This window comes from Pandoraea sp. 64-18 (assembly GCF_001899225.1).
GTDB classification, from domain to species: Bacteria; Pseudomonadota; Gammaproteobacteria; order Burkholderiales; family Burkholderiaceae; genus Pandoraea; species Pandoraea cepalis.
Genome location: NZ_MKVU01000013.1, coordinates 92,652 through 119,498, shown reverse-complemented (window position 1 = coordinate 119,498; position 26,847 = coordinate 92,652). Strand labels below are relative to the sequence as shown.

Below are 26,847 nucleotides of genomic sequence, written 5' to 3'. Positions count from 1 at the left end.
TGACACCGTCGGCCACACGGTTCAGGCTCCCACGCGGGCCGCGTCGGACACCGCCGTGACGGCGACAATCCACAGCGTGCCTCGGACACGTGACGCCCGGCACTTGGCGCCCACGCTTTGGCATTGCGACAACGCCGGCGGACGATAAACGAGCAGCCGAAATCGACGAGGCGCCATTGTCGCACAACGATCTGGCGCCGCCCGCGCTCGCCCGGCACCGTCACAGGTCGATCGCCACCTCGGTGCCCTGCTGGATCGCGCGCTTGGCGTCGAGTTCGGCCGCCACATCGGCCCCACCAATGACATGCACGCGTGCACCCGCCGCCCGAAGGCCCTCGGCGAGCTCGCGCAACGGCTCCTGTCCGGTGCACAGCACTACGTTATCGACGGGCAGAACGTGCGGCGTGTCGTCGATGGTGACGTGCAAACCTTCGTCGTCGATCCGGCGATAGGTCACCCCGGGGATCATTTCCACGCCGCGATGCTTGAGCGCGGTGCGGTGAATCCATCCCGTGGTCTTGCCCAGTCCGTCGCCCACCTTCGAGGTCTTGCGCTGCATCAGGTAGACCTTGCGAGGCGACGTCTGCGGCACTGGCGAGCGCAGGCCGCCGGCATGCGCGTAGGCCGGGTCGATGCCCCACTCCGCGTAGAACTTCGCCGGCACGAGCGTGGCACTCTCTCCGGCTTGCGTGAGGAACTCGGCCACGTCGAAGCCGATGCCACCTGCCCCGATCACGGCGACGGTCTTGCCGACCGATGCCCCGCCACGCAGCACATCGATGTAACTGAGCACCTTGGGGTGATCCAGTCCCTCGATAGCAGGCCGACGCGGCACGACCCCGGTGGCCAGCACGATGTCGTCGTACCCGCCGTCGACCAGCGACGCCACCGTCGCACGCGTGTGCAATTGCACGTTGACGCCCGCGGCATCCAGTTCATGACGGAAGTAGCGCAGGGTCTCGAAAAACTCCTCCTTGCCGGGAATCCGCTTGGCCATGTTGAATTGCCCGCCGATCTCGGCATCGGCTTCGATGAGCGTGACGTCGTGTCCCCGCCGCGCCGCGACGGTTGCCGCCGCCAGACCTGCGGGGCCCGCGCCGACGACGGCCACACGACGCGTGCGCCCGGCCGTCTCGATGCGCAGTTCCGTCTCATGGCACGCGCGCGGATTGACCAGGCATGAGGTGATCTTGCCGCTGAACGTGTGATCGAGACACGCCTGATTGCAGCCGATGCACGTGTTGATCGTCTCGGCGCGGCCGGCCGCCGCCTTGTTCACGAACTCGGGATCAGCCAGCAGCGGGCGCGCCATCGACACCATGTCCGCTTCGCCGTCGGCAAGAATGCGTTCGGCCACGTCCGGCATGTTGATGCGGTTGGTCGTGACGAGCGGAATGCCGACGTGCCCCTTGAGCTTGCCGGTGACCCACGCGAATGCGGCGCGCGGCACGCTCGTGGCAATCGTCGGGATGCGGGCTTCGTGCCAGCCGATCCCCGTATTGATCAGCGTCGCCCCGGCCGCCTCGACCGCGCGGGCCAGTTGCGCCACCTCCTCGAAGGTGGACCCGCCTTCGACCAGGTCGAGCATCGAGAGGCGGTAGATGATGATGAACTCGCGCCCCACGCGCTCGCGCACGCGGCGCACGATCTCGACGGGGAAGCGGATCCGGTTCTCATAGCTGCCGCCCCAGGCGTCGGTGCGATGGTTGGTGCGGGCCGCAATGAATTCGTTGATGAGGTACCCCTCGGACCCCATGATTTCGACCCCGTCGTATCCGGCCTGCTGCGCGAGCGCGGCGCAGTTGACGAAGTCGCCGATGGTCGCCTCGACCTCGTCGCTCGTCAGTTCGCGCGGCTTGGCGGGCGTGATGGGCGCCTGCAATGCGCTGGGCGCGACCAGATCGGGATGGTACGCATAGCGCCCGAAATGAAGAATCTGCAAGGCGATCTTGCCCCCGGCGGCATGCACGGCCTGCGTTACGACACGGTGCTTCTCGGCCTCTTCCTCGGTGCTGAGCTTGGCGCCGCCCGCATAGGGCCGACCGGCGTCGTTCGGCGCGATGCCACCCGTCACCATCAACGCCACGCCGCCACGCGCCCGCTCCGCGTAAAACTCGGCCATGCGGGCAAAGCCATTGCGCGCCTCTTCGAGCCCGACATGCATCGAGCCCATCAGCACGCGGTTGCGCAACGTCGTAAAGCCCAGATCCAGGGGTTGCATCAGGTGGGGATAGCCGCTCATCGTTGTCTCACTTTTCATTCGGCGCGGGCCGCAGGTTTTGGCAGGGACTACCCGGCAAGCACATGACGCGTCGTTCGCGCGTCTTTGGTTTATGCAACCGGTTGCATAGTTCGAGGGCGATTTTAAGGGGGCGTTGCCCACTATGCAACTGGTTGCATAGTCTAAATAGAGTCCCTACACTGCCGGACATGCCGCTTGCCCACGCCCTGATGACCTCGTTGCTGGAGAAATCGTCCTCCGGATACGACCTTGCTCGCCGTTTCGACAAGTCGATCGGCTTTTTCTGGCATGCCAGCCATCAACAAATCTACCGCGAACTGGCGCGTATGGAGGCGTCCGGCTGGATCGATTCGATGGCTGCGCCGGATGGCGGGCGCACGCGCAAGCGCGTCTACCGCGTGCTCGACGCCGGGCGCGATGAATTGCTCAACTGGGCCGCCACCCCCACGTCCCCCGCCGATCTGCGCGACGATCTGATGGTGCGACTGCGTGCCGATGCCGCCATCGGGCCGCTCGGCCTGCAGCCGGAATTGCAGCGGCGCGCGGCACTCCACGCCCAAAAGCTCGCTGCCTACCAGGCCATCGAAGCGCGCGACTTTCCCCCGGACGAGGCGCTAACGCGCGCCGCCACACTGCAACGGCACATTCTGTTACTTGGCGTGCGGTATGAGCAAGGCTGGCTCGACTGGACGCGCGAGGCGCTGGCCCTGCTGGAAAAATGGGATGGCGTGGCACCCGCCGATGCGCCTTCCGCCTGACAAGACGCGGCGTGAGCCTACGCGCTTGGGGAGCGGATAAGTTTTATCGGACTGCGGCATCCCGCCGCTTCGCGCCACGTTTCGGCCAATGTCGCACCCTGTCTCCCCACTTCGTCCGCCGATATCCCGTCTTGCCGTGTTTCGTCCCGTCTCGTCCCATTTTTCTGTCAACGCGCCGGGCACGTGGCGCGTTTAACGAAGGAATCGACGCATGGCTTACCGGCCCTGCGTTACTGTCCTATGCCCCACCTCAGGCTCTCATGGCGTTCTCTTTCAAGTTTTCCCGGCTGAGCGGCCGTGCCCACACCCTGGCGACGCTTTCGGTCGTGGTCGCCGCGATGCTCCCGCTCTCGCCCGCGCATGCCGGCACAGTCATCGTGCTCGATTCCGGCGCAGCCCAGCTTTCCCTCATCGATCAGGCGTCGCACAAAGTCGTCGGCACCATGCCGACGGGCAAGGAGCCGCATCACCTGATGATCACCCCCGACAAGCGTTCGTTGATCGTCGCGAATTCGGTCTCGAACAGCCTGATGTTCCTCGATCCGAACACCGGCAAGCTGCAACGTCAGATCGCGGACATCGAAGACCCGTATCAGCTCGCGTTCTCGCCTGACCGCAAATGGTTCGTCACGACGGCACTGCGCCTTGACCGTCTCGACGTGTACCACTATGACGGCCAGAACTTCTCGATCGCCAAGCGCATTCCGCTGGCCAAGACACCCAGCCATATGACCTTCACATCGGACAGCAAGACCGTGTTCGTGACGGTGCAGGACACGGGCGAGCTGGCCGCCATCGACCTTGCGACGCAAACGGTGAAGTGGCGCATGGCGCTTGGCAAGACGCCTGCGGGGCTCTGGATGACACCGGGCGACAAGTACCTGCTCGTCGGCATGACGGGGGAAGACGATGTGGCCGTGGTCGACTGGCGCACGCAGAAGATCGTCAAACGCATTCCGACGGGACGCGGCGCCCACAACTTCCGCTCGCTCGCCGATGGCCGTCACATCGCCGTGAGCAACCGTGTCGAGAGCACGATCAGCATTCTCGATTACGAGTCGCTGACCAAGGTGGGCGATATCACCGGCCTGATGCCAGGGCCGGACGATATGGAATTGTCCGCCGACAAGCGTTATCTTTGGGTGACATTCCGGTTTGCGCGTCATGTGGGGGTGATCGACTTGACGACGCGCAAACTCATCGACCGAATTGCCGTCAATCGATCGCCGCATGGTATTTTCTTTGCTGATCGCGCGCCCGTACTTTCGCCGAATCCGGACTGACGAGACCCCAGATGATTCAGGAAGCCATCAACTTCGTAGACAGCGGCATCGCCGCTGCGCAGACGCTCGTCTACGTCGATGGGGTGCAGCCGCTGCTGTTCCACTTCAACCTGATGGGCTACGCCGACGATATCTATGACGCCTTGTATTGGGTGCTCGTCGGAGTCTTCCAGATCGGCGTAACGTATGCCCTGCTGCGTCCGCTCGAGGCGTTGCGTCCGGTCGAGCAGTGGCAGGATCGCCGCCAGGTGCGCGCCGACGTGATCTACACGTGGATCGCCAAGCTCGGCATTCTCAATCTGCTCTTCTTCATGGTGCTGCAACCGGTCTTTAACGCGCTGCAGAGCCAGATGGTGATCCACGGGCTGCCGAACGTCCAGTTGGACGGCTTGTACCCGGGCGTGACGGATCAACCGCTCGTGACGTTCCTGCTCTACCTGATCGTGCTCGACTTCGCGGGCTACTGGTACCACCGCTGGCAGCATCGCTTCGGCGTCTGGTGGGAACTGCACGCGGTGCACCACAGCCAGCAACAGATGTCGATGTGGACGGACGACCGCAACCACTTCCTCGACAACATGCTGCAAGCCGCCTTCTTTGCGTCGATTGCGCTGTTCATCGGCGTGCAACCCGCGCAATACGTCGTGCTCGTGGCTGTGGGGAATTTCTTGCAGAGTGTTCAGCACGTGAATGCACGGCTACCGTACGGCCCGGTGCTCGAACGTCTGATCGTGAGCCCGACGTTTCACCGTCGTCATCACGCCATCGGCTACGGGCACGAAGGCACTCGGTACGGCTGCAACTTCGGCGTGCTGGTTCCCTGGTGGGACGTGGTATTCCGTACCGCCTCCTGGGAACGCGCCGCGGAGCCGACCGGCATTCGCGACCAACTCCCCGCCCCCGAAGGCCGTTCGCGCCGGTATGGGATGGGCGTGATAGCGCAACAACTGCGCGCCTTCGGACGTATCGCGAGACGCCTTACCCTGCGTCGCCCCGCCTTGCGCGCCGACGCTTCCTGACCGGACGCGCCCGCCTCAGCGCGGGCACGGTTCAGGAGACAGCGTTGATCTGGATGTGATAAATGCCCCACGGGCAAAGCGCGAACTGCTCCCTGAGGGGTTTGCCCGCCAGCATGGGGATCGCGGCCGGCTCGTAGACGGCCCACAGCGGCCCCAAACCACCGAGCGCAAGCGGCTTGTCGTCAAGATGCGTGGCGAGCAGGAAGCGATACTCGCGCAACTGCGCCAGCGTGGTCGCGACGATGTACCCGTCGATCGCGCGCAACAACACCTGCGTCGCCGGATTGGCGGGCACGCCCGCCTGCGCCAGAACGTCGGTCAGACGTGGTCCGCGCAGGGTGTGCGGCCGGGCATCGTATTCCAGCGTCGGACGGATGGTCTGCGCGGGCAGGCGCGTCAACATGCCGAAGTCGAACGCATACGCGGCGTCGAATTTCACCAGTTGCTTGTGAAAGAGCTGATCGAGCGCTGGATCGACAGGCCCACGGTTGTGATGCCCGATAGCGCCGCTGATGGTGACCAGCGATGTCGTAGCCGCTGATCCCGGCATTGCAGCCGTCTTGGCGAACAACGGCGCAGACGCGCCGACTGCCGCGGCACCGGCAAGAAACTCTCTTTTCTTCATGGAAGTTGACGAAAGCGATGGCGAATGCCGGCAGGTGCGCCGAAGCATTGCACGAGCGTATCACGAGCGAACAGCCCGGTGGCACGTCGCCTGCTGCTTCGTGCACTCGATCATGAACTTCCATCGCCCGTCACGATAAAGACGCAAGCACCCTCGCTGGGAGCGACATGATCGTCTTCAATTACGGTGCGCTCTGTGACGTCTCGGTGCTCGGTACGAGAAGGGTCGGCTCCTGATCGGTCGGCATCTGCGCCAGCTCTTCGACAGTGAGCCGCGCATAGACCTCGATCAGATAGCCACTGGGATCGCGCAGCCACAATTCGTGCAGCGGGGTGCCGCGCCACGTTGTGCGCGGAGGCTTGACAATGGGCGCCCCAGCGGCCAGCGCGGCATGATACGCGGCGATCACTTGCGTCTTCCCCGCCACCCCGAGCCCCAGGTGATAGAGGCTATAGGTATCCAACGGGTTCTGGCCATCGTTGACCAGTAGTACCAGGTTCAGATGCAAATGCGGCAAAAGGAATGTGCTTTATCGCGGCGTGGTGTCTTTGGGCGAGGCAGTGAATAACGCAGTGTAGAAGGCCGTGCTCGCAGCCAGATCGGCGACGCGCAGGCTCACGTGGAATTCTTGTGCCTGTGGGAACGCGGTGGAATCGACCATCCATTTGTCTCCGCAATGTGTCCTGCAACTGTCAAACTGTCGGCAGCCCTTCGCGCCGCTCGTCAAAATACCCTTTCGGCTGCGAACTGCGCGATGTTCAGACCAAACCCCGGCATCTTCCCGTGCGTCAGGAAAAACAAGTCCCGGTAGCTCATCTTCAGCCGATACGGAACTCGCCCCATTTTCAGCACATCGTCGTGGCCACCAAACCAGCTGTTGGAGCGCACGTAGAACGCCCGGCCCTCGCCCATGTCGCCAATGCAAAAGGTGACCGGACGAAGTGCCTGGTTGGCCTCCTCGGCGTCCATGCGGCCCATGTCGAGCGCGATCTGTCGTCCGACGATTTCGGCTTGCTGGTGCCCGATGCCGCCGATCTTGGGCACGGTTACCGATGCGCAGTCGCCAGCGGCAAGAATTTCGGGGTGTTCTGGATTGCGCATCAGCAGATTAGTCCGCACGAAACCCCGACTGTCGCAGATCGGCAGATCCCGCAGACACTCATGCGACACCCAGTCGGGCAGGATTAACTTGATTTCCGCCGCAAGCGTCTCCCCTGTGTTGAACTCGATGCCCTCAGCGGTAAGCCGGGCAATGTCGGGCATGTTGTTGCGGTAGTGGATGCCCATCGCGTGGGTCATCCGCAGGAAGGCCTCGACGTTCTTGACACCTGCGTCCGCCGCGATCACCTCATCAGGCGTGAAGACGGTGATCTTTTCCGGGGTTCCCCTGCCGGTGCGCGTGAGCCAACTCGCCATCGCTGTCGTCATCTCCAGGATAGGCCCCTCGCACGCCGCCTTCAGATAGGGAATGCTGCCGCCCGGATAGGGTTGCAGGCCCTCGGCGCCATCGCCCTGGTGAAAGTGCGCCGCACCAATCACGATAGGCCCACCGCGGTAGCCGCCCTCGAACAGATACCGACGAAGGCGCTCACCGTGAAACAGGTCCGAGACGGTATGCCCGTGCTCGGCAAAGCCGGGCAGGCGGTCATAGGCCAGATGGGCACCCAAGGCAACCACGAGGTAGTCGTAGTGCAACGACTCGGAGGCTTCGCCCGGGCGCTCGAACGGAAGAAAGTGGACCATTCTGGCGTCGATATCCACGCGTTGCACCAGCGCCTGGATGAAGTGGATGTCGTCTCCCGCCAGCGCTGGCCGCAATTGCATGCGCTGGTGCAGCGACGGATCGCGATTTTCGAACACGTCGGTGGGGATATTGGGCACGAATAGGAGATAGTCCTTGCGGTCGATCACCGTGATGTCCACGCTCTCACCCGCGTATTCACGGATTTTCTGCGCGCTGGAAAGTCCGGCGAAATTGCCGCCGAGGACAAGCACATGTGGCTTGGTCGCGGTGTTCATAAGCATGTCTCCAGCGCGCAGCGCAGTGAATTCGGACAGTCCAGGGCAAGCGCCACCCACGCGCCAGATCGTGACGTTGCCCCACGCCTTGGCAGCCGTCGCAGCGGTGTCACCTCGTTCGCGCGCTTCCATCCCCCTAAAAGCCTATCGGTATCGTCGGCGGGGGCATTGATGCGAATCAATCACACGCGAACTGATATGCGACGTGCGGGGCGACGCACGCGACATCAGGCGCTGCCCGATCAACATGAATAAAATTAACGTCAATCTAAAATAAGACCATTTTCATTCATGAAACGAAACCTCTATGATCGTCGTCACGATTTCCTTCATCTGGCGGCTAGCGTCACAAGAGAACATGGCAACGACACACAACCTGGGATTTCCGCGCATCGGCGCGAAGCGTGAACTGAAGTTCGGTCTGGAAGCGTATTGGAAGGGGCAATCGACGCGCGACGACCTGACCGCGCTCGGCGCGTCGCTGCGCCGGCGTCACTGGCAGGACCAGGCCGCCCTGGATCTGGCCCCCGTCGGGGATTTCTCCTACTACGATCAAGTCCTCGACATGAGCTTCACGCTGGGCAACCTGCCTGAGCGTGTCCAAGGCTTCCACGGCGACGCGCTCGACAACTACTTCCGCGTCGCCCGTGGACGATCCGCCCACAGCGCCGAGGCGCACGACGCCTGCTGCGGCGGCGTCGCCGCCGGTGAAATGACCAAGTGGTTCGACACGAACTATCACTACATCGTCCCGGAATTCTCCGCGGCCACAACCTTTGCGCTCGACGCATCGCGTCTGGTCGAACAACTCACGCAGGCCCGCTCGGCCGGGGTGAAGACCAAGCCCGTCATTCTCGGCCCGGTCACGTACCTGTGGCTCGGCAAAGCCAAGGACGACAGCGACAAGCTGGCCCTGCTCCCGCGCCTGCTGCCGGTCTACGTGAAGCTGCTCGAGACGCTCGCCGCGCAGGGCGTGGCATGGGTGCAGATCGACGAGCCGATCCTGGTCACCGAACTGAGCGCCGAATGGCAGCAGGCCTTCGAGACGGCCTACGCCGCGCTCGCCGCCGCGCCGGTCAAGCGCCTGCTCGCCACGTACTTTGGCGAACTGCAGGAGAACCTGCCGCTGGCCTGCGGATTGCCCGTCGACGGCCTGCATCTGGATGCGGTGAATGCCCAAAGCGAAGTCGCCAAGGTTATCGACGCCCTGCCCCCGGATGCAGTCGTGTCGCTTGGTGTGGTCAGCGGCCGCAACATCTGGAAGACCGACCTGACCGCCGTGCTCGACTGGCTGGAGCCGGTCGCCCAGGCATTAGGCGATCGCTTGTGGGTCGCACCGTCGTGCTCGCTACTGCATGTGCCGGTGGATTTGGACAGCGAGCAGAACCTCGATGCCGAAATCCGATCATGGCTGGCGTTCGCCAAGCAGAAGCTCGCCGAAGTGACGGTCGTGGCGCGCGCCATCAACGAAGGCCGCGACGCCGTGCGTGCCGAACTGGACGCCAATGCCCGCGCCATCGCAAGCCGCCGCGCCTCGCCGCGCGTGCACCACCCGGCCGTCAAGGAAGCGGTGGCGAAGATCGAAGCCGCGTTGGGCCGCCGCCAACACCCGTACGCCGTGCGCGCCGAGAAGCAAGCCGCCGCGCTGAACCTGCCGAGTTATCCGACCACGACGATCGGCTCGTTCCCGCAAACGTCCGAAATCCGTGCTGCGCGCCGCCAGTTCAAGGCCGGCGAACTGGATCAGTCCGGTTATGTCGCCGCGATGCAGGCCGAAATCGCCCGCAGCGTGCGCGAACAGGAGGCCCTTGGTCTCGACGTGCTCGTGCACGGGGAAGCGGAGCGTAACGACATGGTCGAGTATTTCGGCGAGCAGCTTGACGGCTACGCCTTCAGTCAGTTCGGCTGGGTGCAGTCATACGGGTCGCGTTGCGTGAAGCCGCCCATCATGTTCGGGGATATCCGCCGCCCGAAGGCCATGACCGTCGAGTGGATCCGGTACGCGCAATCGCTGACCCGCAAACCGATGAAGGGCATGCTGACCGGGCCGGTCACGATCCTGAACTGGTCTTTCGTGCGCGACGATCAGCCCCGCTCGGTGTCGTGCTACCAACTGGCGCTGGCGATTCGCGAGGAAGTGCTGGATCTGGAGCGAGCGGGCGTGCGCGTGATCCAGATCGACGAGGCAGCCCTGCGCGAAGGCCTGCCGCTGCGCCGTGCGCAATGGCAAACGTATCTGGACTGGGCCGTCGAGTCGTTCCGCATCACCGCGAACGGCGTGCAGGACGACACCCAGATCCACACGCATATGTGCTATTCGGAGTTCAACGACATCATCGCCGCCATCGCCGACATGGATGCCGATGTCATCACCATCGAGACATCGCGCTCCGACATGGAACTGCTGGATGCCTTCGATTCGTTCCAATACCCGAACGAAATCGGACCGGGCGTCTACGACATCCACTCGCCGAATATCCCGACGCAGGCGCACATCGTGTCGCTCATGCGCAAGGCGGCCGAACGCATTCCGGCCTCGCGCCTGTGGGTCAACCCGGACTGCGGTCTGAAGACGCGCCAGTGGGCGGAAGTGATTCCGGCACTGCAAAACATGGTGGCCGCGGCGAAGACGCTGCGCGCGCAGTAAGCGGCCTCCCGGCGAAAGGGTTCGAGAGGGTCCGATCTGCCGGCCGACAACCATTTCGAACGCATGGGCCGGCACTCGCCGGCCCGCTGGCGTTGCGTCGCCGTATTTGTCTCCCGATCCGCTGTGAAACGACGCCAACCGGCCTCAGCGATGCCTCACGACTAAGCCGATGCGGTCCCGTCATGGCGAGGTTACGTGAAAAAACCTTGCTAAGTCATTGATTAGCTATTGGTTTGCATGGCATAGTCGCGCGGACGCACCTCGCCGCGGACTAAGTTTCTCCTAATTCTCGCGCGCTATCGTGCGCCCGTGCCGTCCTGCGTGACGAGCGGGATATCAGGCGTTCGTCTGCGTGGCGACGTCGGGAAGCGTTCGGAAAACCATGCGGATATTGCTCGTAGAAGACGACACCATGATCGGTGAGGCCATGATGCAGGCGCTCAAGGACGCCTCTTATGCGGCCGACTGGTGTCGTGACGGCGACGCCGCCCTGGCGGCGCTGGCCGCGCACAGCTACGACCTCATGCTGCTCGACCTCGGCCTGCCCGGGCGAGACGGCTGGGAGGTGCTGCGGGCGCACCGCGCGGCGGGAGGACGCACGCCCATCATCGTGGTGACGGCCCGCGACGGTGCCGACGACATCATCCACGGGCTTGATCTGGGCGCCGACGACTTCGTCGTGAAGCCGTTCGAAGTGGGCGAGTTGCTTGCGCGCATGCGCGCCGTGATCCGCCGGCAGGCGGGCGTTGCCGCACCGGTGCTCACGAACGGCGCGCTGGTCCTCGACCCCGCCACCCACCAGGCCAGTTACGGCGAGAACCAGTGTGTGCTCTCGGCACGCGAATACGCCCTGCTGCACGCGCTGATGCTGCGCCCGGGCACGATCCTCTCGCGCGACGCGCTGGAGCACCGCCTCTACGGGTGGGGCGAAGAGATCGAAAGCAACATGATCGACTTCCTGATCCATTCCATTCGCAAGAAGCTCGGGGCGGACGTCATCCGCAACATCCGTGGTGCGGGCTGGCTGGTGCCCAAGCCATGATCATGATGCGTTCGCTGCAGTCACGACTGGTGGTCACGCTCTCGGCCTGTGCGCTGGGACTGGCCATCGTCGCGGGCTTCGTCTCCTACGCGGCGGCCTTTCGCGAGGCCTACCGTTTCCAGGACGATCAACTGCTGCAACTCGCCGCGCTCGTCGACACCCGCAATCTCGCCGAGGCCGACAGCGCCATGCATGGCCTGCCGGTCGAGGATCACGACTACCGTCTCACGGTACAGCGGCTCGGCGGCAGCTTCCCGGTCACGCTGGCCGACGGCTTTCACACGGTCAATACGGGCGACCACACCTGGCGCGCCTTCGTGCGCACTATCGAGCCGGAGCTGCGTATCGTTGTCGCCCAGCCAACGGAAGGACGCAACGAGATTGCGCGTAACAGCGGCCTGCGCACCGCGCTGCCCTTCGTGGGGTTCGTGCCGTTGCTCATCGGCGCCATCGTCGTGACGGTGCGCCGCGCGTGGCGACCGGTGCAGCGCTTGGCCGACGATGTCGACACCCGGCGCGATACCGATCTGCGCGGCCTCGACGCGCAAGACGCGCCCACGGAAATCGAGCCGTTCATCGTGTCGATCAATCGTCTGCTGGCGCGACTCGCCAAGGCGCTCGACGAGCAGCGCCGGTTTGTGGCCGACGCCGCGCACGAATTGCGCTCGCCGGTGACCGCTTTGGTGATTCAGTCCGAGAACCTCGACCGGGCACTCGACCCGGTGCCCCTCGATACCGAGACGCGCAATCGCCTGACCAAGCTCAAGAGCGGGCTGCGCCGCACACGCGCGCTGCTCGAACAATTGCTGACCCTCGCGCGCGCCCAGAGCGCCCCGACGGTTGCCGCCACGCCGCTCACGCTGCTGCCCGCCGTGCACGAAGCGCTCGAAGACGTCTTCGTGCTGGCGGACCGCAAGCAGATCGTGCTCGACCTGGTCGATACGTCTCAGGCGGCGCCCGGGCGCCCCAATCTGCGCGTGACGGGATCGAAACGCGATATTGTCACGCTGCTGAGCAATCTTGTCGGCAATGCCGTGCGCTATACGCCGGCGGGCGGCAGTGTCGGCGTGCGCCTGTCGGCCACGGCGGCCGAGGTGGTCATCGACGTGATCGACTCGGGGCCAGGCATCGACGCCGACAAGCGCGAGCGCGTATTCGATGCGTTCTACCGCGCGAGCGACCAACGCGAAGCCCGCGATCACGGCGGCGAAGGCACGGGCCTGGGCCTCGCCATCGTGCGCGCGATCGTCGACCGCCTCGGCGGTCGGGTGACGCTGGCGGATGCCAGTCCGACTCCGCCGCACGGCTTGCATGTGCGTGTGACGCTGCCTAACCCCGATGCCGCCGACAACACCGGCGCCTGAACGTCATGCGCCTTATTCACGACACTTACCTCATTCAACAAGACCGGAAACCTCCCATTCATGTCCATACGCCCTCAACGTGACGCCGGGCTGGAACCCTGGCCGATCTCTCCCGCCGCCCTGCTCTGGCTGCTGGCCACATTCGCGCTGGTCTGGTTCGGCGTATTGAACCTGCGCCATCTGGTGCCCAGCGACGAAGGCCGCTACGCCGAGATGGCGCGCGAAATGCTGGCGACCGGCGATTGGGTCACCCCGCGCTACAACGGCTATCTGTACTTCGAGAAACCACCGCTCCAGACCTGGATGAACGCGCTGACGTTCATGATCTTCGGACTGGGCGACTGGCAGGCCCGTCTGTGGACCGCATTGACCGGTTTCGGCGGCGTGCTGCTCGTCGGTTATACCGGCCGTCGGGTGTTCGGCGCGCGCGCGGGCTTCTTTGCCGCGCTGGCGCTGGCAAGTGCCCCGCTGTGGAGCCTGCTCGGCCACTTCAACGTGCTCGATATGGGCGTGTCGTTCATGATGGGGCTGGCGCTGTGCTCGCTGCTGCTGGCGCAACGCCCCGGGCTCACCGACACGCAGGTCCGCAACTGGATGTGGCTGTGCTGGGCGGCGATGGGCCTGTCGATCCTGAGCAAGGGGCTGATCGGCGTGGTGTTGCCCGGTGCGGTCCTCATCATCTACACGCTGATTTCACGCGACTGGGCCCTGTGGAAGCGTCTGCACCTTGCGAGCGGCCTGATCGTGATGCTCGCCGTCACCGTGCCGTGGTTCGCCGCGGTCATGGCGCGCAACCCGTCGTTCTTCGAATTCTTCTTCATCAACGAGCACTTCAACCGCTTCCTGAAGCCCGATCACCATCGTCCCGGCGCGCTGTGGTACTTCGTGCCGGTGCTGATCATCGGCTTCCTGCCATGGCTGTCGATGATTCCGCGCGTCGTGTCGGCGTCGCGCGCTGCACCGCGTCAGGCCAATGGGTTCCGTCCGGTACTGATGCTCACGGTCTGGGCCGTGTTCATCTTCTGCTTCTTCTCGGTGTCGCACTCGAAACTGCTGTCGTACGTGCTGCCGGTCGCGCCGGCCCTGGCACTGCTGATCGGGCTGGGGCTCGCGGGCATCTCGCGCGAGTCGCTGCGCAAGCACCTCGTCGTGTCCGCCGTGCTGTTCGTGGCGACGATCGTGACGTGCCTGGTCTTTCTCTCCCATCACTCCGATAGTCGCAACCCGGTCGAAGCCTACCGCACCTTCTCGTACTACCTTTACGCCGCCAGCGTCGCCGGACTGATCGGCCTCGCCATCGCGCGCTGGCTGAGCACGCGCAGCACGAAGCAGGCGCTCGTCGCCTTTGCCGGCGCGTGGCTGGCGTTTGCGATGATCGGCGGTTCCGGGCATGAAGCCTTCGGGCGCAGCAGCTCCGGGATCGATCTGGTGCCGGCCGTGCGTGCGGAAATGGATCGCCTGGGACCGGACACGCCGTTCTACTCCGTCGGCACGCTCGACCACACGATGCCGTTCTACCTGCGTCACACCATGATCATGGTCGCGGTGCAGGACGAACTCGAATTCGGCATCTCGCAAGCGCCGGATAGCTGGATCCCGACGCTCAACAAGTTTGCCGACGTCTGGATGGCGGCGCCCAAGGCGCTTGCGCTGGTCGACCCGCAAAAGTTCACCGTGCTCGAGACGCTCGGTCTGCCGATGAAGGTCATCGCGCGCGACAACCGTCGCGTCATCATCGAGAAGCCGACGACCGACACACCGCCGGCCGCCAACTGAGCGCGGCCGCGCCGAGGCAGGAATGGCTGGGGGACGCGTTGCCCCCAGCCATTTTTTTTGCGCGTCTCGTTCAAAGCGCAACACACCGTAATATGCCACGCCCCTCGTCGTGACCACGCACAGCGCCTTGTTGGACAAGGCTGTGCGGCCGGTGCCGAGATTTCTGTCAATTTCGCCACTTTCGCGCCATTTTGGCGTTGGGGGTGCGCCCCTACCATGGCGACATTCCTTCCGGGACCGGTGCCGCGCCATGGCGCACGCGCTCCGGACGGCCCTTGCCCCGTAAGTCTGCGACTGCGCCCGAGCGCGTCTGAACCATGTGGATTGTCAACGTTGCGCTCAAGCGGCCCTACACGTTCATCGTGATGGCCATCCTGATCCTGCTCGCTACGCCGCTCGCGCTCATGCGCACACCGGTCGACGTGCTGCCGGAGATCAACATTCCCGTCATCAGCGTCATCTGGACCTATAACGGCCTGGCAGCACAGGATGTCGCCAACCGGATCATCTCCGGCAACGAACGCGGACTGACGACCACCGTCAACAATATCGAGCACATCGAGTCGCAATCGCTGCCCGGCATCGGCATCATCAAGATCTTCCTCCAGCCGACGGCGAACCTCCAAACGGCCATCGCCCAGGTCGTGGCGATCGAGCAGGCGCAGGTCAAGCAGATGCCGCCGGGCGCCACGCCGCCGCTCATCATCAGCTACTCGGCCTCATCGATTCCGGTAATGCAGCTCGGCTTGTCGAGCCCCAGCCTGTCGGAACCCGCGCTCAACGACACGGCGCTCAATTTCCTGCGGCCGCAGTTGGTGACGATCCCGGGGGCCGCCGTGCCCTATCCGTATGGGGGCAAGACGCGGCTGATCTCCGTGGACATCGACACGCGCGCCTTGCTCGCCAAGGGATTGACGGCGCAGGACGTGGTGGCTGCGGTCAACGCCCAGAACCTGATCCTGCCGACCGGCACAACGAAGATCGGCCCGCGTGAGTACAGCGTCGACATGAACGGGTCGCCGGCCACGGTCGAGGGCCTGAACAACATCCCGGTGCGTACGGTAAACGGCGCCACGACCTATCTGCGCGAAGTCGCGCACGTGCGCACCGGCTTCTCGCCGCAGACGAACATCGTGCGCCAGAACGGCCAGCGCGGCGTGCTGATGTCGGTCATGAAGACGGGCGATGCGTCCACGCTGTCGGTGGTCGACTCGCTCAAGGCCCTGCTGCCCGAAGCGCGCGCCGCGCTGCCGCCGGATCTGCACATCTCCGCGCTGTTCGATCAGTCGGTGTTCGTGAAGGCAGCGGTGCAAGGGGTGATTCGCGAAGCGCTGATCGCCGCCGCGCTCACGGCCGCCATGATCCTGCTGTTCCTCGGCAACTGGCGCAGCACCTGCATCATTGCCATCTCGATCCCGCTCTCGATTCTGTCGTCGCTGCTCGCGCTGCATGCGCTCGGTCAAACGATCAACATCATGACGCTGGGCGGATTGGCGCTGGCCGTGGGGATCCTGGTCGACGACGCGACGGTGACCATCGAGAACATCGAGCGCCATCTGCATATGGGCACGCCGCTGCACCAGGCGATTCTCCACGGTGCGGGCGAAATTGCCGTGCCTGCCCTGGTCTCGACGCTATGCATCTGTATCGTGTTCGTACCGATGTTCTTCCTGACGGGGGTGGCTCGCTACCTGTTCGTGCCGCTCGCCGAGGCGGTCGTGTTTGCGATGCTGGCCTCATACCTGTTGTCGCGCACGCTGGTGCCCACGCTCGCGATGCTGCTCATGGGACACGCCCGCGCGGCCGATCCGAACGCGGCGCCCGGGGCGTTCCGGCGCGTCTATCTGCGCTTCGACGCCGCCTTCGAGCGCATGCGCGCCGCCTACATCGCCGTGCTCTCGATGCTGCTGGTACGCCGGCGCGTATTCGCCACGGGTTTCCTGGCGTTCTGCGTGCTGTCGATGGGGCTGGTGTTCGCGTTGGGGGCGGATTTCTTCCCGAGCGTGGACGCGGGCAACATCCGGTTGCACATGCGCGCGCCCACCGGCACGCGCATCGAGGAAACGGCGCGTCTGGCCGATGAAGTCGAAAAGGTCGTGCGCGAGATCGTGCCCGCCAACGAACTCGAAACGATTCTCGACAACCTGGGCCTGCCCTACAGCGGTATCAATCTCTCGTACAGCAACGCGGGCACCATTGGCACGCTCGACGGCGAAATTCAGATCGCGCTCACCCCCGACCATCACCCGAGCACAGGCTATATCGACAAGCTTCGTGCGGTGCTGCCGCAGCGCTTCCCCGGCGTCGAGTTCTTTTTTCAACCGGCCGACATCGTCACGCAGATTCTCAACTTCGGGCTGCCCGCGGCCATCGACATTCAGATCAGCGGCGCTCGACAACTGGCGAATTTCGACGCCGCGACGAAGCTCCTCAAGCAGGTGCGACAGGTGCCCGGCACCGTCGACACGCATATCCAGCAACGGATCAACGCGCCGACGATCCACCTGAACATGGACCGCACGCGCTTGCAGCAGCTGAACCTGAACGCCAACGCCGTCGCCCAGAACGTGCTGATCTCGCTCTCCGGCAGCTCGCAGACGTCGCCGGGCTTCTGGTTCAATCCGCAGAACGGCGTGGAGTACAGCCTGTCGGTGCAATCGCCGCAGTACCGTATCAGCTCCCTCGACGACTTGCTGCGTCTGCCGGTGGCGGGCACGACCAACAACGGCCAGCCGCAACTGCTCGCCAACTTCGTCACGGTCGAGCCGACGCAGCGCTTCGCGGTGGTCAGCCACTACAACATCCGGCCGGTGATCGACATCTTCGTGAGCGTGGAAGGCCGGGACCTGGGAAGCGTCGCGCGCGATATCGACCGGCTCGTGGCCCAGGCGCGCACGGACTTGCCGCGCGGCAGCCAGATCACGGTACGCGGCCAGGTCAGCACGATGCAAAGCTCGTACCTTGGGCTGGGCCTGGGCGTGGCGATGGCCATCGTGCTCGTCTATTTACTGATCGTGGTGAATTTCCAGTCGTGGGTCGATCCGCTCATCATCGTGAGTGCCCTGCCCGCCGCCCTCGCGGGCATCGTCTGGATGCTGTTCCTGACCGGCACACGGCTCTCGGTGCCCGCGCTCACGGGGGCCATCATGACGATGGGCGTGGCCACGGCCAACAGCATTCTCGTGGTGGCCTTCGCACGCCAGCGCATGGAAGCGGGCATGGCGCCACTCAAAGCGGCGCTCGAAGCCGGGGCGAGCCGAATCCGTCCGGTGTTGATGACGGCGCTCGCCATGATGATCGGCATGGTGCCGATGGCCCTCGGTCTCGGCGAAGGTGCCGAGCAGAACGCGCCGTTGGGCCGCGCGGTGATCGGCGGCCTGCTGTTTGCCACGGTCTCGACGCTCTTCTTCGTGCCGCTGGTCTTCGCCGGCGTGCATACGCGACTCGCGCGACGCAAGGCACGCCGTGCCGAACCCAATACCCCATCCTGACGGGGGCCCCCCATGACCGAAAAACATCACGCCGAACTGGCCATTCCCGAACACAATTCCGCCGACGGCCGGCAGTTGCCCCCGCGACAGGGCGAATTCCGGCGCGCCAGGCGCGTGTTGATCGTTGTGGCCGTGTTGCTCGCGGCCGGTGCGGCACGCACGACGATCTCCAATGCGCTGCAACGTCGCGACGTCGCCAAGGCCACAGCCGAGAACGCCTTGCAATATGTCAGCGTCGTCACGCCACAACCGACGCCGGCAAGCGAAACGCTGTTGCCCGCCACGTTGCGCGGCGCGGTCGAGTCGCCCATCTATGCCCGAGCGACCGGTTATTTGCGGCGGCGATACGTGGACATCGGTGCCCGCGTCAAGCAGGGTCAGTTGCTGGCCGAACTCGATACCCCCGAAATCGATCAGGAACTCGCTCAGGCGATCGCCCAGCGCAACCAGATCGATGCCAGCCTTGGACTTGCGAAATCTTCGCTCGCGCGCTGGCAGCAACTACGTCAGCGCGACGCCGTCTCGCAGCAGGAACTCGACGAGCGCCAGAGCACGTACACGCAGGGTATCGCCAACCTGGCGGCGGCCGACGCCAATGTCAAACGGCTCCAGCAACTCGAGTCTTTCAAGCGAATCGTCGCGCCGTTCGACGGCGTGATCACCCAGCGCAACGTCGACATCGGCGATCTCATCGATGCGGGCAGCGGCAACAGCCGCGCACTATTCTCGCTGGCGCAGACGGATCCGCTGCGCGTCACCGTGCAGGTGCCGCAGGCCTATGCACAGAGCGTGAGCGTCGGTCAGCCCGTGGTCGTGACGCAAGCCGAACTGCCCGGCATGCACTTTCAAGGCAAGATCACGCATGTGTCCGGCGCCATCGACGTGGCGACCCGCTCGCTGCAAATCGACGCCGCCCTCCCCAATCCCGACGGAAGGCTGCGCCCAGGCGCTTATGTGCAGCTTGCGCTGCCAAGCGCCGTGCAAGCCCATCTGAGCGTGCCGGCCAACGCCCTGCTGTTCCGCGCCGAGGGGCCGCGCGTGGCGGTCGTGGACGACCAGGGTGTCGTGCATCTCCACAAGATTGCGATCGCGCGCGATCTGGGACAGTCGCTGGAATTGTCTGCCGGGGTCTCCCCGACCGACCGTGTCATCGTCAATCCGAGCGATTCGATCGACGACGGCGATCAGGTGCAGGCCAAAGCGCTGGCGGTCAAGACCGCCCCGGCGGCCAAACCCGAAGGCAAGGCGCCAGGGGGCCAGTCGTGAACGCCCCAATGCGCGGCGCGCGCTCTGGCATGGCGCTGCTCGCCGTCGCCACATTGCTCGGTGGGTGTGCGGTCGGCCCCGATTATCGTCGGCCTGACGTCGCGGTGCCGCCCGACTGGAAGACGGACACCGGGTGGCAGCTCGCCCAGCCGTCGCACGCGGCGCTTCAGCCGGATTGGTGGAAGGCCTTCCGCGACCCGGTGCTGGAAGCGCTCGAAATGCAGGCGCTCGCGCAGAACCAGACGCTCGCCGCCGCCGTGGCGCATTACGACCAGGCCCAGGCGACGCTCTCCGGCACCTCGGCACAACGGCTGCCGGAAGTCGACGCGTCGGTCGGTCTGGCCCGCCAGCGCGTCTCGGCAAACCGGCCGGTCACGAGCTATACGTCGACCAGCATGTCGACTGTTCAGAACAATGTGCAGGCGGGTCTGGGTGTGAGCTACGACACCGATCTGTTCGGCCGCCTCCGTCGTCAGGTCGAAGGGGCGCGCGCCTCCGCCGAACAGGCGGGGGACGATCTGGCCAACGCGCGTCTGGTGCTCACGACACAGCTGGCCACCGCCTACGTCCAGCTACGGGCCGCCGACGACGAAATCAAGGTGCTCGACGAATCCGTCGCGCTGCAACGCAAGGCGCTCGACTACGTGAGCGCGCAGCACGATCTTGGCGCCGTGTCGGGTCTGGATGTCCTTCAACAACAATCGGAACTCGACACCACGCGGGTACAAGCGCGTCTGCTGCATCAGCAACGCGACCAATACGAGCATGCGATCGCCGCGCTCGTCGGCGTGCCCGCCCCGGCGTTTTCGGTGCCGGCGGGGACGCTGCCCGCCACGCTGCCGGTGATTCCGGTCGGGGTGCCAAGCGACATTCTGCAGCGCCGCCCGGACGTGGCATCGGCCGAGCGCGCCATGGCGGCGGCAAACGCCCAGATCGGCGTGGCGAAGGCGGCGTTCTTCCCCAGCCTCACGCTCAACCCAGGCATCGGTTGGCAGAGCACGGAATTCGCCAATCTGCTCTCGGCGCCGAGTCTGCTCTGGACGCTGGGCACGCTCGCCACGCAAGCGGTCTTCGACGGCGGTCGGCGTCAGGCAAATGTGGACTTTGCGAGTGCGGGATACCGTGCCGTCGAGGCGAATTACCGACAGACCGTGCTCTCCGCGTTCCAGCAGGTGCAGGACGGCGTGACCGGCCTGTCGGTGCTCGACGCCGCCGCGCGCGAATCGCACGCGGCTGTCGTCGACGCGCAACGACTCCTGAGTCTGGCCAACGACCGCTACTCGGGCGGGCTCACGGCCTATCTGAGTGTGATCACGGCGCAGCAGGGGCGCCTGGCGAGCGAGCGCCAGGATGTTCAGATCCGGTCTCAGCAATGGGTCCTGTCGGTGGCGCTGGTCAAGGCGCTGGGCGGCGGCTGGCAACCGTCGGAGCCCGGCGCCGACTCGTATAATGCGCAAAGATGAGGTGGCGAGATGAAAGTATTGATCGTTGAAGACGAACACAAGGTCGTGGACTACCTGCGCGCCGGGCTGACCGAGCAAGGCTGGGTGGTCGATGTCGCGCTCGATGGCGAGGAAGGCATGCATCTGGCGCTGGAATTCGACTACGACGTGATCGTGCTCGACGTCATGCTGCCCAAGCGCGACGGCTTTGCCGTGCTCGGCGCGCTGCGCGAGCGCAAGTCCACGCCCGTCATCATGCTCACGGCCCGCGATCACGTAAACGACCGCGTGCGCGGCCTTCGCGAAGGTGCGGACGACTATCTGACCAAGCCCTTCTCGTTCATCGAGCTGGTGGAGCGCCTGCACGCCCTCGCCCGTCGCACGCGAGTGCAGGAATCAACGCTGGTCTCGGTCGGCGACCTCTACGTCGACCTGATCGGTCGCCGCGCCACGCGCGATGGCCAGCGGCTCGATCTGACGGCCAAGGAATTCCAGTTGCTGTCGGTGCTCGCGCGCCGGCAAGGCGACATCCTGTCGAAGACGGCCATCACCGAACTCGTCTGGGACGTCAATTTCGACAGCCACACGAACGTGGTCGAGACCGCGATCAAGCGATTGCGTGCCAAGCTCGACGGGCCGTTCCAGTCCAAGTTGCTGCACACCGTGCGTGGCATGGGCTACGTGCTGGAGGTCCGCGAGGCCTGAGTGCCGCGCGTCGTTGCCATGTCATTGTCATCGTGAGCCATTCGATCTCCCGCCGCCTCGCCGCCATGTTCGCGATCGTGGCACTGTCGGTGTTCGCCATGGTCGGGGCCGGCCTCTTCCTGATGCTGCGCATCCAGTTGGAGCGGCATCTGCGCGAATCGCTCGACGATCGGGCCCAGATCGCCCACATCATCGTCTATCACGGCGCCACGCCGCAGAAGTGGCAGATCGTGCGCGAAAAGCTCAGCGACATGACGCCGCGCGACGGTGCCACGACCTATGCGGTGACGAGCGACGACCCGAATTACACGTTCGGCAAGCCCTTGACCGGCATGTTCGTCAAACGCCTGGCCAACGGCTACGTTCGGTTACGCCCCGATGGCGGGGGCGACGACATGCTGAGCACGCGCGAGATCCTGCCGCCCTATGGCACGCGTCCGGCCGTCACCCTGCAGGTGGCCGCCAGCTACTCGCGCAACGAGCGCACGTTGCGCGCCTTCGGCCTGGGACTCGCGGTGCTCTCCGCGCTAGGCTGCCTGAGCGTGCTGCTGCTCAGCTATTGCGCGACACGACTGGGCCTGGCGCCGCTCACACGCCTGACGCGCGAAGCGTCCGAGATCCGCCCTGACAACCGTTCGCAACGGCTCGACACGCGTTCATTGCCCGTCGAACTCGACGATCTGGCACATTCTTTCAACGGCGCCCTGGCGCGACTCGATAGCGCGTACGAACGCCTGGAATCGTTCAATGCCGACGTTGCGCATGAACTGCGTACGCCAGTGACGATTCTGATCGGGCAGACGGAAGTGGCGCTTACGCGAGAGCGACCGGTCGAGGATTTGCGAGCGTTGCTGCAATCGAATCTGGAAGAGCTGGGGCGCATGCGCACGATCATCAACGACATGCTGTTCCTCTCGCGTGCCGATCAGGGCGAACGGGCCACGGGGCTGAGCACGGCGTCGCTCGCGAGCGAGGCGGCGCACACCCTGGAGTTTCTGGAGATTTTGCTGGAAGAGGCACAGGTCACGGCCCGCTTGCAAGGGAGCGCCGTCGCTCAAGTGAACAAGGCGCTGTTCGGTCGGGCGTTGGCCAACTTGGTGATGAACGCCATCGAGCATTGCGCCCCGGGCGCGAACATTGATGTTCACCTGCGTATCCAGGCCGATGACGCCCGCACCGTGTGCATCGATGTCGTGAATCCCGGCCCGTCGATTTCGCCCGATGTGCTGCGGCACCTGTTCGACCGCTTCTACCGGGCGGAGGCGTCGCGCACCAACAGCCGCGAGAATCATGGCCTGGGGCTGGCCATCGTCAAGGCGATTGCCGACATGCATGGCGGCACGGTCTGGGCCCATAGCGCCAACGGTCTCAATACGTTCGGGTTCTCGGTGCGCGCCGACGCGGCGACCGGCGGGGATACAGACGCGGAGGCATCGAAGCGCGGTCACGGCCGAAACCTCCAGCCCGTCGGTCAAGGCACCGTTTGATCGGCGCCTCCGGCGCGCTGCCCTAGTCTCGCCCCACGCTCACCCCACGCTCACCTTGGCACGGCGCCGTCGTTCGGCGCGCTTGTGAGCGAGACGGTGAGAACGGTATCCTTGCCCCATGAACCGTCGCATTCTCATTGCTCCCGAAGACGTCGAACTCACTGCCATGCGCGCCCAGGGCGCCGGCGGCCAAAACGTCAATAAAGTCTCCAGCGCCATCCATCTGCGCTTCGACGTGATGCGTTCGTCCTTGCCCGACGATGTCAAATCGCGTTTGCTCTCCCGGCTCGACCAGCGCATCACTCAGGACGGCGTGATCGTCATCAAGGCACAGCAGCATCGCTCGCAGGAACTCAACCGGGCCGATGCCCTTGCGCGTCTGCAGGCGCTGGTCGATGCGGCAGCCGTAGCGCCGCGTCGGCGGGTTCCGACCCGGCCCACGCTCGGCAGTCAAGTCCGCCGACGAGACGCCAAACAAGGTCGCGCCCGCGTCAAGGCAACGCGTGGCAAGGTGCATGCGGGTCGCGAGGATTGATGATAACAATAACAATCTTTTAACAATAAAAGATCATCATTATTAGCTTTCATGGAAATTCTCTTGAGAAAATGCTAAGATAAAGCATCTTTTCCATGCAAAAGCACATCATGATGAGCTTCATTGCACCGCTGATCGCGGCACGCAAGGCAGCCGGCCTGACGCAGGCGGAACTCGCCGATCAGGCGGGGTTGTCACGCATGACCGTACAAAAAGTGGAGTCTGGCGCGTTCGATCCGCGCCTGTCGACCGTGCTTGAGGCCGCGCGCGCCCTCGGCCTCGAACCGATGCTGGTACCGGCGGGTCTGCGACAGGAGGTCGAAGCCTTTCTTCGCTCCGGCGGCAAATACCTCGCGCAACCCAGCGGCATCGCCGCCCCGCCCTCCATCGTCGAGACGCTTGCCGGCTAACCAGCCATGGGATCACGCCACTGCTCATGAACATCAAATACCTGCGCGCGTACCTGCACATGCCCGATGGAACACGCCGCCCCATCGGCTATCTGTCGCAGTACGGTGACATCCTGCGCATGTCGTTCGATGAAGACTACATCGCCGACGCCCAGCGGCCGGCGCTCTCCCTGGCCTACCGCGGCGCCAACGAGACGGCCACGCGAGCCATTCTCGCGTCGCCCCACGATGCGCGTCTCGTGCGCACCGACGGCCGTTGGCCGATGTATTTCGAGAACCTGCTGCCCGAGGGCCATAACCGCGAACGACTCGCCGCCGAGCGCCGCTGCAGCCCCGACGACGAGTTCGAACTGCTCGCCGCCGCCGGACACGACCTGATGGGGGCACTCGAGGTCGAGCCCGTGCCCTTGCGCGAGGGCGTGCCCGACATCGTGCATCGCTGGCACACGGCGCTTGGTCTGGAAATGGTGGAACCCGGTTTCGTTGATACGCCGGTGGAAGACGCCGCATCGCTACCCGGCGTGGTGACCAAGTTCTCAGCCGTTCGCGATGGACGGCGCTACGTCGTCAAGCGCCAGGGGCGCGCGGGCTCGGTCATTCTGAAGTTGCCGACGACGCGCCACCCGGATCTCGTCGAGAATGAATTCACCGGCTACCGACTGTGCGAGGCGCTCGGCCTCGATTGCGCCAAAGCCGAAATCATCTCGCGACGCGATGCCGACTTGCCCGAGCAGGTACCGTTCGAACATATCCTCGCCGTGCCGCGCTTCGACCGGCTGCCCGACGGACGGCGCGTGCATATGGAGGAATTCGCGCAGGTGTTGCAATATCCACCACGCAGCAAGTACGGGCGCGGGCTGGACATCGACTACACGACGATGCTGCGGGTGCTGGATCAGCTATCCGCGCAACCGGTGCGCGACGTACGCGAGTTCTTGCGCCGTCTGATCGCCTTTATCCTGCTAGGCAATACCGACGCCCACCTCAAGAACTGGGCATTGATCTACCCCGACGCCCATACGCCGCAGTTGGCGCCGGTGTATGACCCGGTGTGCGTCGCCGCCTTTTTTCACGACGTGCCGGCATCGCATTATGGCGTGAACCGGGCGATCGACAAGACGTTGCGGGCATTCGACTGGGCTGCCCTCGACGCGCTGCTCAAGGGCGCTGGGCTGCTTCGCGTGAGCCGCCTGAGCGCCATCGCGCGGGAGACCGTCCGAGACGCTCAGGCCCAATGGCCGGCACTGCTCGCGGACGCCCCGGCCGCCGTGCGCGCCACCGTGCTCGAACGCCTGAACGGCGGCGTGGCGCTCACGACCTGAGACCGCAGCGACCTTAGCGGGCACCCGTCGGCTTACCGCGCCTTTCGACGAGCGTCGTGGCGCGCCCAGAGGAACATCAACATGCCGGCGCACGACAGCAAGACACCGACCCACCCGGTCGACGTCCAGCCGTAACCTGCGGAAATTGCCACACCACCGAGCCATGCACCGGCGGCGTTGGCCATGTTGAACGCCGAATGGTTGAGCGCCGCCGCAAGTGTCTGCGCCTCACCAGCCACATCCATCAGGCGAATTTGCAACGCCGGGCCGATGATGATGATCGTGCCGATGCCAAGCACGTTGACACCGGCCAGCCAGGGACTCGATGCCGTGAAGGTGAAGGCACCCAGGAGCAGCGCCGACCAGATCAGCGTGCCGCCGATGGCGCGCATGAGCGACGCGGCCGCGACCAGGCGCGGCCCGACGACGGTACCCGCGACCATGCCGACACCGAACAATGCCAGGTAGAACGGCACCCACGCTTCCGGAACGCCGGCGACTTGCATGAGCGTCGGCTTGATGTAGCTGAACACCGCGAACATGCCCCCGAAGCCGATCGCGCCGATGCCCAACGTGAGCCACACCTGGGCGTTACGCAACGCGCTCAGCTCGCGCATCGGACTCGCGCCATGAGGGGCCGGCACATTCGGTACCCAGCGCCAGACCATCACCGCTGTCAACGCGCCGATGAGGCCGACAAGGACGAACGCAGCACGCCAGCCGAGCCACTGCCCGAGACCGGCGGCCAGGGGCACACCAAAGAGCGTGGCGAGCGTCAGCCCCAGCATGATCTGCCCCACCGCGTGCACACGACGATGTGGCGCAACGAGCGATGCCCCGACCAACGCGGCGACACCGAAGTAAGTGCCGTGCGGCAGGCCGCTGAGAAAACGCAACACGATCAGCGCGAGGTAACTCGGCGCGAGAGCGCTGGCCAGATTGCCGATGGCGAACATCGCCATGAGCGCGATCAGGAACGCACGGCGCGGCAGGCGCACTCCCAGCACGGCGAGCAGCGGTGCGCCGATCACGACGCCCAGTGCATACGTGCTGATCGCATGGCCGGCTTGTGGAATGGTGATGTTCAGGCCTTGGGCGACGTCGGGCAACAGCCCCATGATGACGAATTCGCCGGTACCGATGCCGAAGCCGCCCATGGCAAGCGCCACGAACGAGAGCCAGACGGGAATGGACGACGGAGGCAACGCTTCGGCCGCCTGGGCGGGCAGGATTTGGGAGGCACTCATTGGGATTGGGTCATGACAGCCAGTCCGGGACTGGCGAGGTTGTCGGCAACGACAAGCGAACGATATCGGGCGCGGCAGGCGGTGGATGTCCAACCTGGCGCGCGTCGCAGCCGCCCCATAAAGGAGGCCGATTCTACGCCAACGCGACAAATTCTGCAGACAGCACG

The 26,847-nt window shown here is 64.8% G+C and carries 21 protein-coding genes; 15 read left to right on the top strand and 6 right to left on the bottom strand.

Annotation, left to right across the window (positions count from 1 at the left end):
- Positions 1-220: 220 nt before the first annotated feature.
- Positions 221-2,242, bottom strand: a complete 2,022-nt coding sequence (locus BGP02_RS11475; protein WP_286798527.1) for an NADPH-dependent 2,4-dienoyl-CoA reductase — start codon at positions 2,240-2,242, stop codon at positions 221-223.
- A gap of 188 nt (positions 2,243-2,430) precedes the next feature.
- Between BGP02_RS11475 and BGP02_RS11470 the strand changes: the two genes are divergently transcribed.
- The 3 genes from BGP02_RS11470 to BGP02_RS11460 all read left to right on the top strand — a co-directional run bounded on the left by BGP02_RS11470 (position 2,431) and on the right by BGP02_RS11460 (position 5,302).
- On the top strand, positions 2,431-3,000 hold the full coding sequence (locus BGP02_RS11470; RefSeq protein ID WP_286798526.1) for a PadR family transcriptional regulator: 570 nt from the start codon (positions 2,431-2,433) through the stop codon (positions 2,998-3,000).
- A gap of 338 nt (positions 3,001-3,338) precedes the next feature.
- Entirely contained in the window at positions 3,339-4,283 is a 945-nt protein-coding gene (locus tag BGP02_RS11465) for a YVTN family beta-propeller repeat protein (RefSeq protein ID WP_232424646.1), read from the top strand.
- Between the two features lie 11 nt (positions 4,284-4,294).
- Positions 4,295-5,302, top strand: a complete 1,008-nt coding sequence (locus tag BGP02_RS11460) for a sterol desaturase family protein (RefSeq protein ID WP_261938640.1) — start codon at positions 4,295-4,297, stop codon at positions 5,300-5,302.
- Between the two features lie 31 nt (positions 5,303-5,333).
- Here the strand turns inward: BGP02_RS11460 and BGP02_RS11455 are convergent, their stop codons facing one another.
- The 4 genes from BGP02_RS11455 to BGP02_RS11440 all read right to left on the bottom strand — a co-directional run bounded on the left by BGP02_RS11455 (position 5,334) and on the right by BGP02_RS11440 (position 8,078).
- The gene (locus tag BGP02_RS11455) at positions 5,334-5,927 is read right to left on the bottom strand and encodes a putative pterin-binding protein (RefSeq protein ID WP_261938641.1); all 594 of its coding nucleotides are present in this window, start codon (positions 5,925-5,927) and stop codon (positions 5,334-5,336) included.
- Positions 5,928-6,108: 181 nt separating this feature from the next.
- On the bottom strand, positions 6,109-6,444 hold the full coding sequence (locus BGP02_RS11450; protein ID WP_286798525.1) for a VOC family protein: 336 nt from the start codon (positions 6,442-6,444) through the stop codon (positions 6,109-6,111).
- Positions 6,445-6,456: 12 nt separating this feature from the next.
- Entirely contained in the window at positions 6,457-6,588 is a 132-nt protein-coding gene (locus BGP02_RS11445) for a VOC family protein (RefSeq protein ID WP_286798524.1), read from the bottom strand.
- Positions 6,589-6,650: 62 nt separating this feature from the next.
- Positions 6,651-8,078 carry an NAD(P)/FAD-dependent oxidoreductase gene (locus tag BGP02_RS11440; protein WP_261938643.1) on the bottom strand — a complete coding sequence of 476 codons (1,428 nt, stop codon included), beginning with the start codon at positions 8,076-8,078 and terminating at the stop codon, positions 6,651-6,653.
- Positions 8,079-8,304: 226 nt separating this feature from the next.
- Here BGP02_RS11440 and metE point away from each other — a divergent pair, with 226 nt between their 5' ends.
- The 12 genes from metE to BGP02_RS11380 all read left to right on the top strand — a co-directional run bounded on the left by metE (position 8,305) and on the right by BGP02_RS11380 (position 25,433).
- Positions 8,305-10,593 carry a 5-methyltetrahydropteroyltriglutamate--homocysteine S-methyltransferase gene (gene metE, locus BGP02_RS11435; RefSeq protein WP_286798523.1) on the top strand — a complete coding sequence of 763 codons (2,289 nt, stop codon included), beginning with the start codon at positions 8,305-8,307 and terminating at the stop codon, positions 10,591-10,593.
- A 382-nt stretch (positions 10,594-10,975) separates the two neighbouring features.
- Positions 10,976-11,635 (top strand): response regulator transcription factor, encoded by a 660-nt coding sequence (locus BGP02_RS11430; RefSeq protein ID WP_017234365.1) that lies wholly within the window; start codon positions 10,976-10,978, stop codon positions 11,633-11,635.
- Complete coding sequence (locus BGP02_RS11425; RefSeq protein WP_286798522.1) at positions 11,632-12,999, top strand: sensor histidine kinase; 1,368 nt, start codon at positions 11,632-11,634, stop codon at positions 12,997-12,999. The genes BGP02_RS11430 and BGP02_RS11425 overlap by 4 nt, the downstream gene beginning before the upstream one ends.
- Positions 13,000-13,059: 60 nt before the next feature.
- Complete coding sequence (locus BGP02_RS11420) at positions 13,060-14,775, top strand: glycosyltransferase family 39 protein (protein WP_286798521.1); 1,716 nt, start codon at positions 13,060-13,062, stop codon at positions 14,773-14,775.
- A 317-nt stretch (positions 14,776-15,092) separates the two neighbouring features.
- The gene (locus BGP02_RS11415) at positions 15,093-18,266 is read left to right on the top strand and encodes an efflux RND transporter permease subunit (RefSeq protein WP_017234362.1); all 3,174 of its coding nucleotides are present in this window, start codon (positions 15,093-15,095) and stop codon (positions 18,264-18,266) included.
- 12 nt (positions 18,267-18,278) lie between these two features.
- A complete protein-coding gene (locus BGP02_RS11410) occupies positions 18,279-19,532 on the top strand; it encodes an efflux RND transporter periplasmic adaptor subunit (protein ID WP_017234361.1) in 1,254 nt (417 codons plus the stop codon).
- Between the two features lie 8 nt (positions 19,533-19,540).
- Positions 19,541-20,995 (top strand): efflux transporter outer membrane subunit, encoded by a 1,455-nt coding sequence (locus BGP02_RS11405; protein ID WP_286798666.1) that lies wholly within the window; start codon positions 19,541-19,543, stop codon positions 20,993-20,995.
- A 9-nt stretch (positions 20,996-21,004) separates the two neighbouring features.
- Positions 21,005-21,679, top strand: coding sequence for a heavy metal response regulator transcription factor (locus BGP02_RS11400; RefSeq protein ID WP_017234359.1), 675 nt, complete (start codon positions 21,005-21,007; stop codon positions 21,677-21,679).
- Between the two features lie 32 nt (positions 21,680-21,711).
- Complete coding sequence (locus BGP02_RS11395) at positions 21,712-23,166, top strand: heavy metal sensor histidine kinase (RefSeq protein ID WP_261938646.1); 1,455 nt, start codon at positions 21,712-21,714, stop codon at positions 23,164-23,166.
- Between the two features lie 118 nt (positions 23,167-23,284).
- Positions 23,285-23,701: an alternative ribosome rescue aminoacyl-tRNA hydrolase ArfB gene (gene arfB, locus BGP02_RS11390; protein ID WP_017234357.1), complete on the top strand. Its 417-nt coding sequence runs from the start codon at positions 23,285-23,287 to the stop codon at positions 23,699-23,701.
- Between the two features lie 95 nt (positions 23,702-23,796).
- Positions 23,797-24,111: a helix-turn-helix transcriptional regulator gene (locus BGP02_RS11385; protein ID WP_017234356.1), complete on the top strand. Its 315-nt coding sequence runs from the start codon at positions 23,797-23,799 to the stop codon at positions 24,109-24,111.
- Positions 24,112-24,137: 26 nt separating this feature from the next.
- Positions 24,138-25,433 carry a type II toxin-antitoxin system HipA family toxin gene (locus BGP02_RS11380; protein ID WP_410007545.1) on the top strand — a complete coding sequence of 432 codons (1,296 nt, stop codon included), beginning with the start codon at positions 24,138-24,140 and terminating at the stop codon, positions 25,431-25,433.
- A 32-nt stretch (positions 25,434-25,465) separates the two neighbouring features.
- Here the strand turns inward: BGP02_RS11380 and BGP02_RS11375 are convergent, their stop codons facing one another.
- Entirely contained in the window at positions 25,466-26,680 is a 1,215-nt protein-coding gene (locus BGP02_RS11375) for an MFS transporter (protein ID WP_286798520.1), read from the bottom strand.
- Between the last annotated feature and the right edge of the window lie 167 nt (positions 26,681-26,847).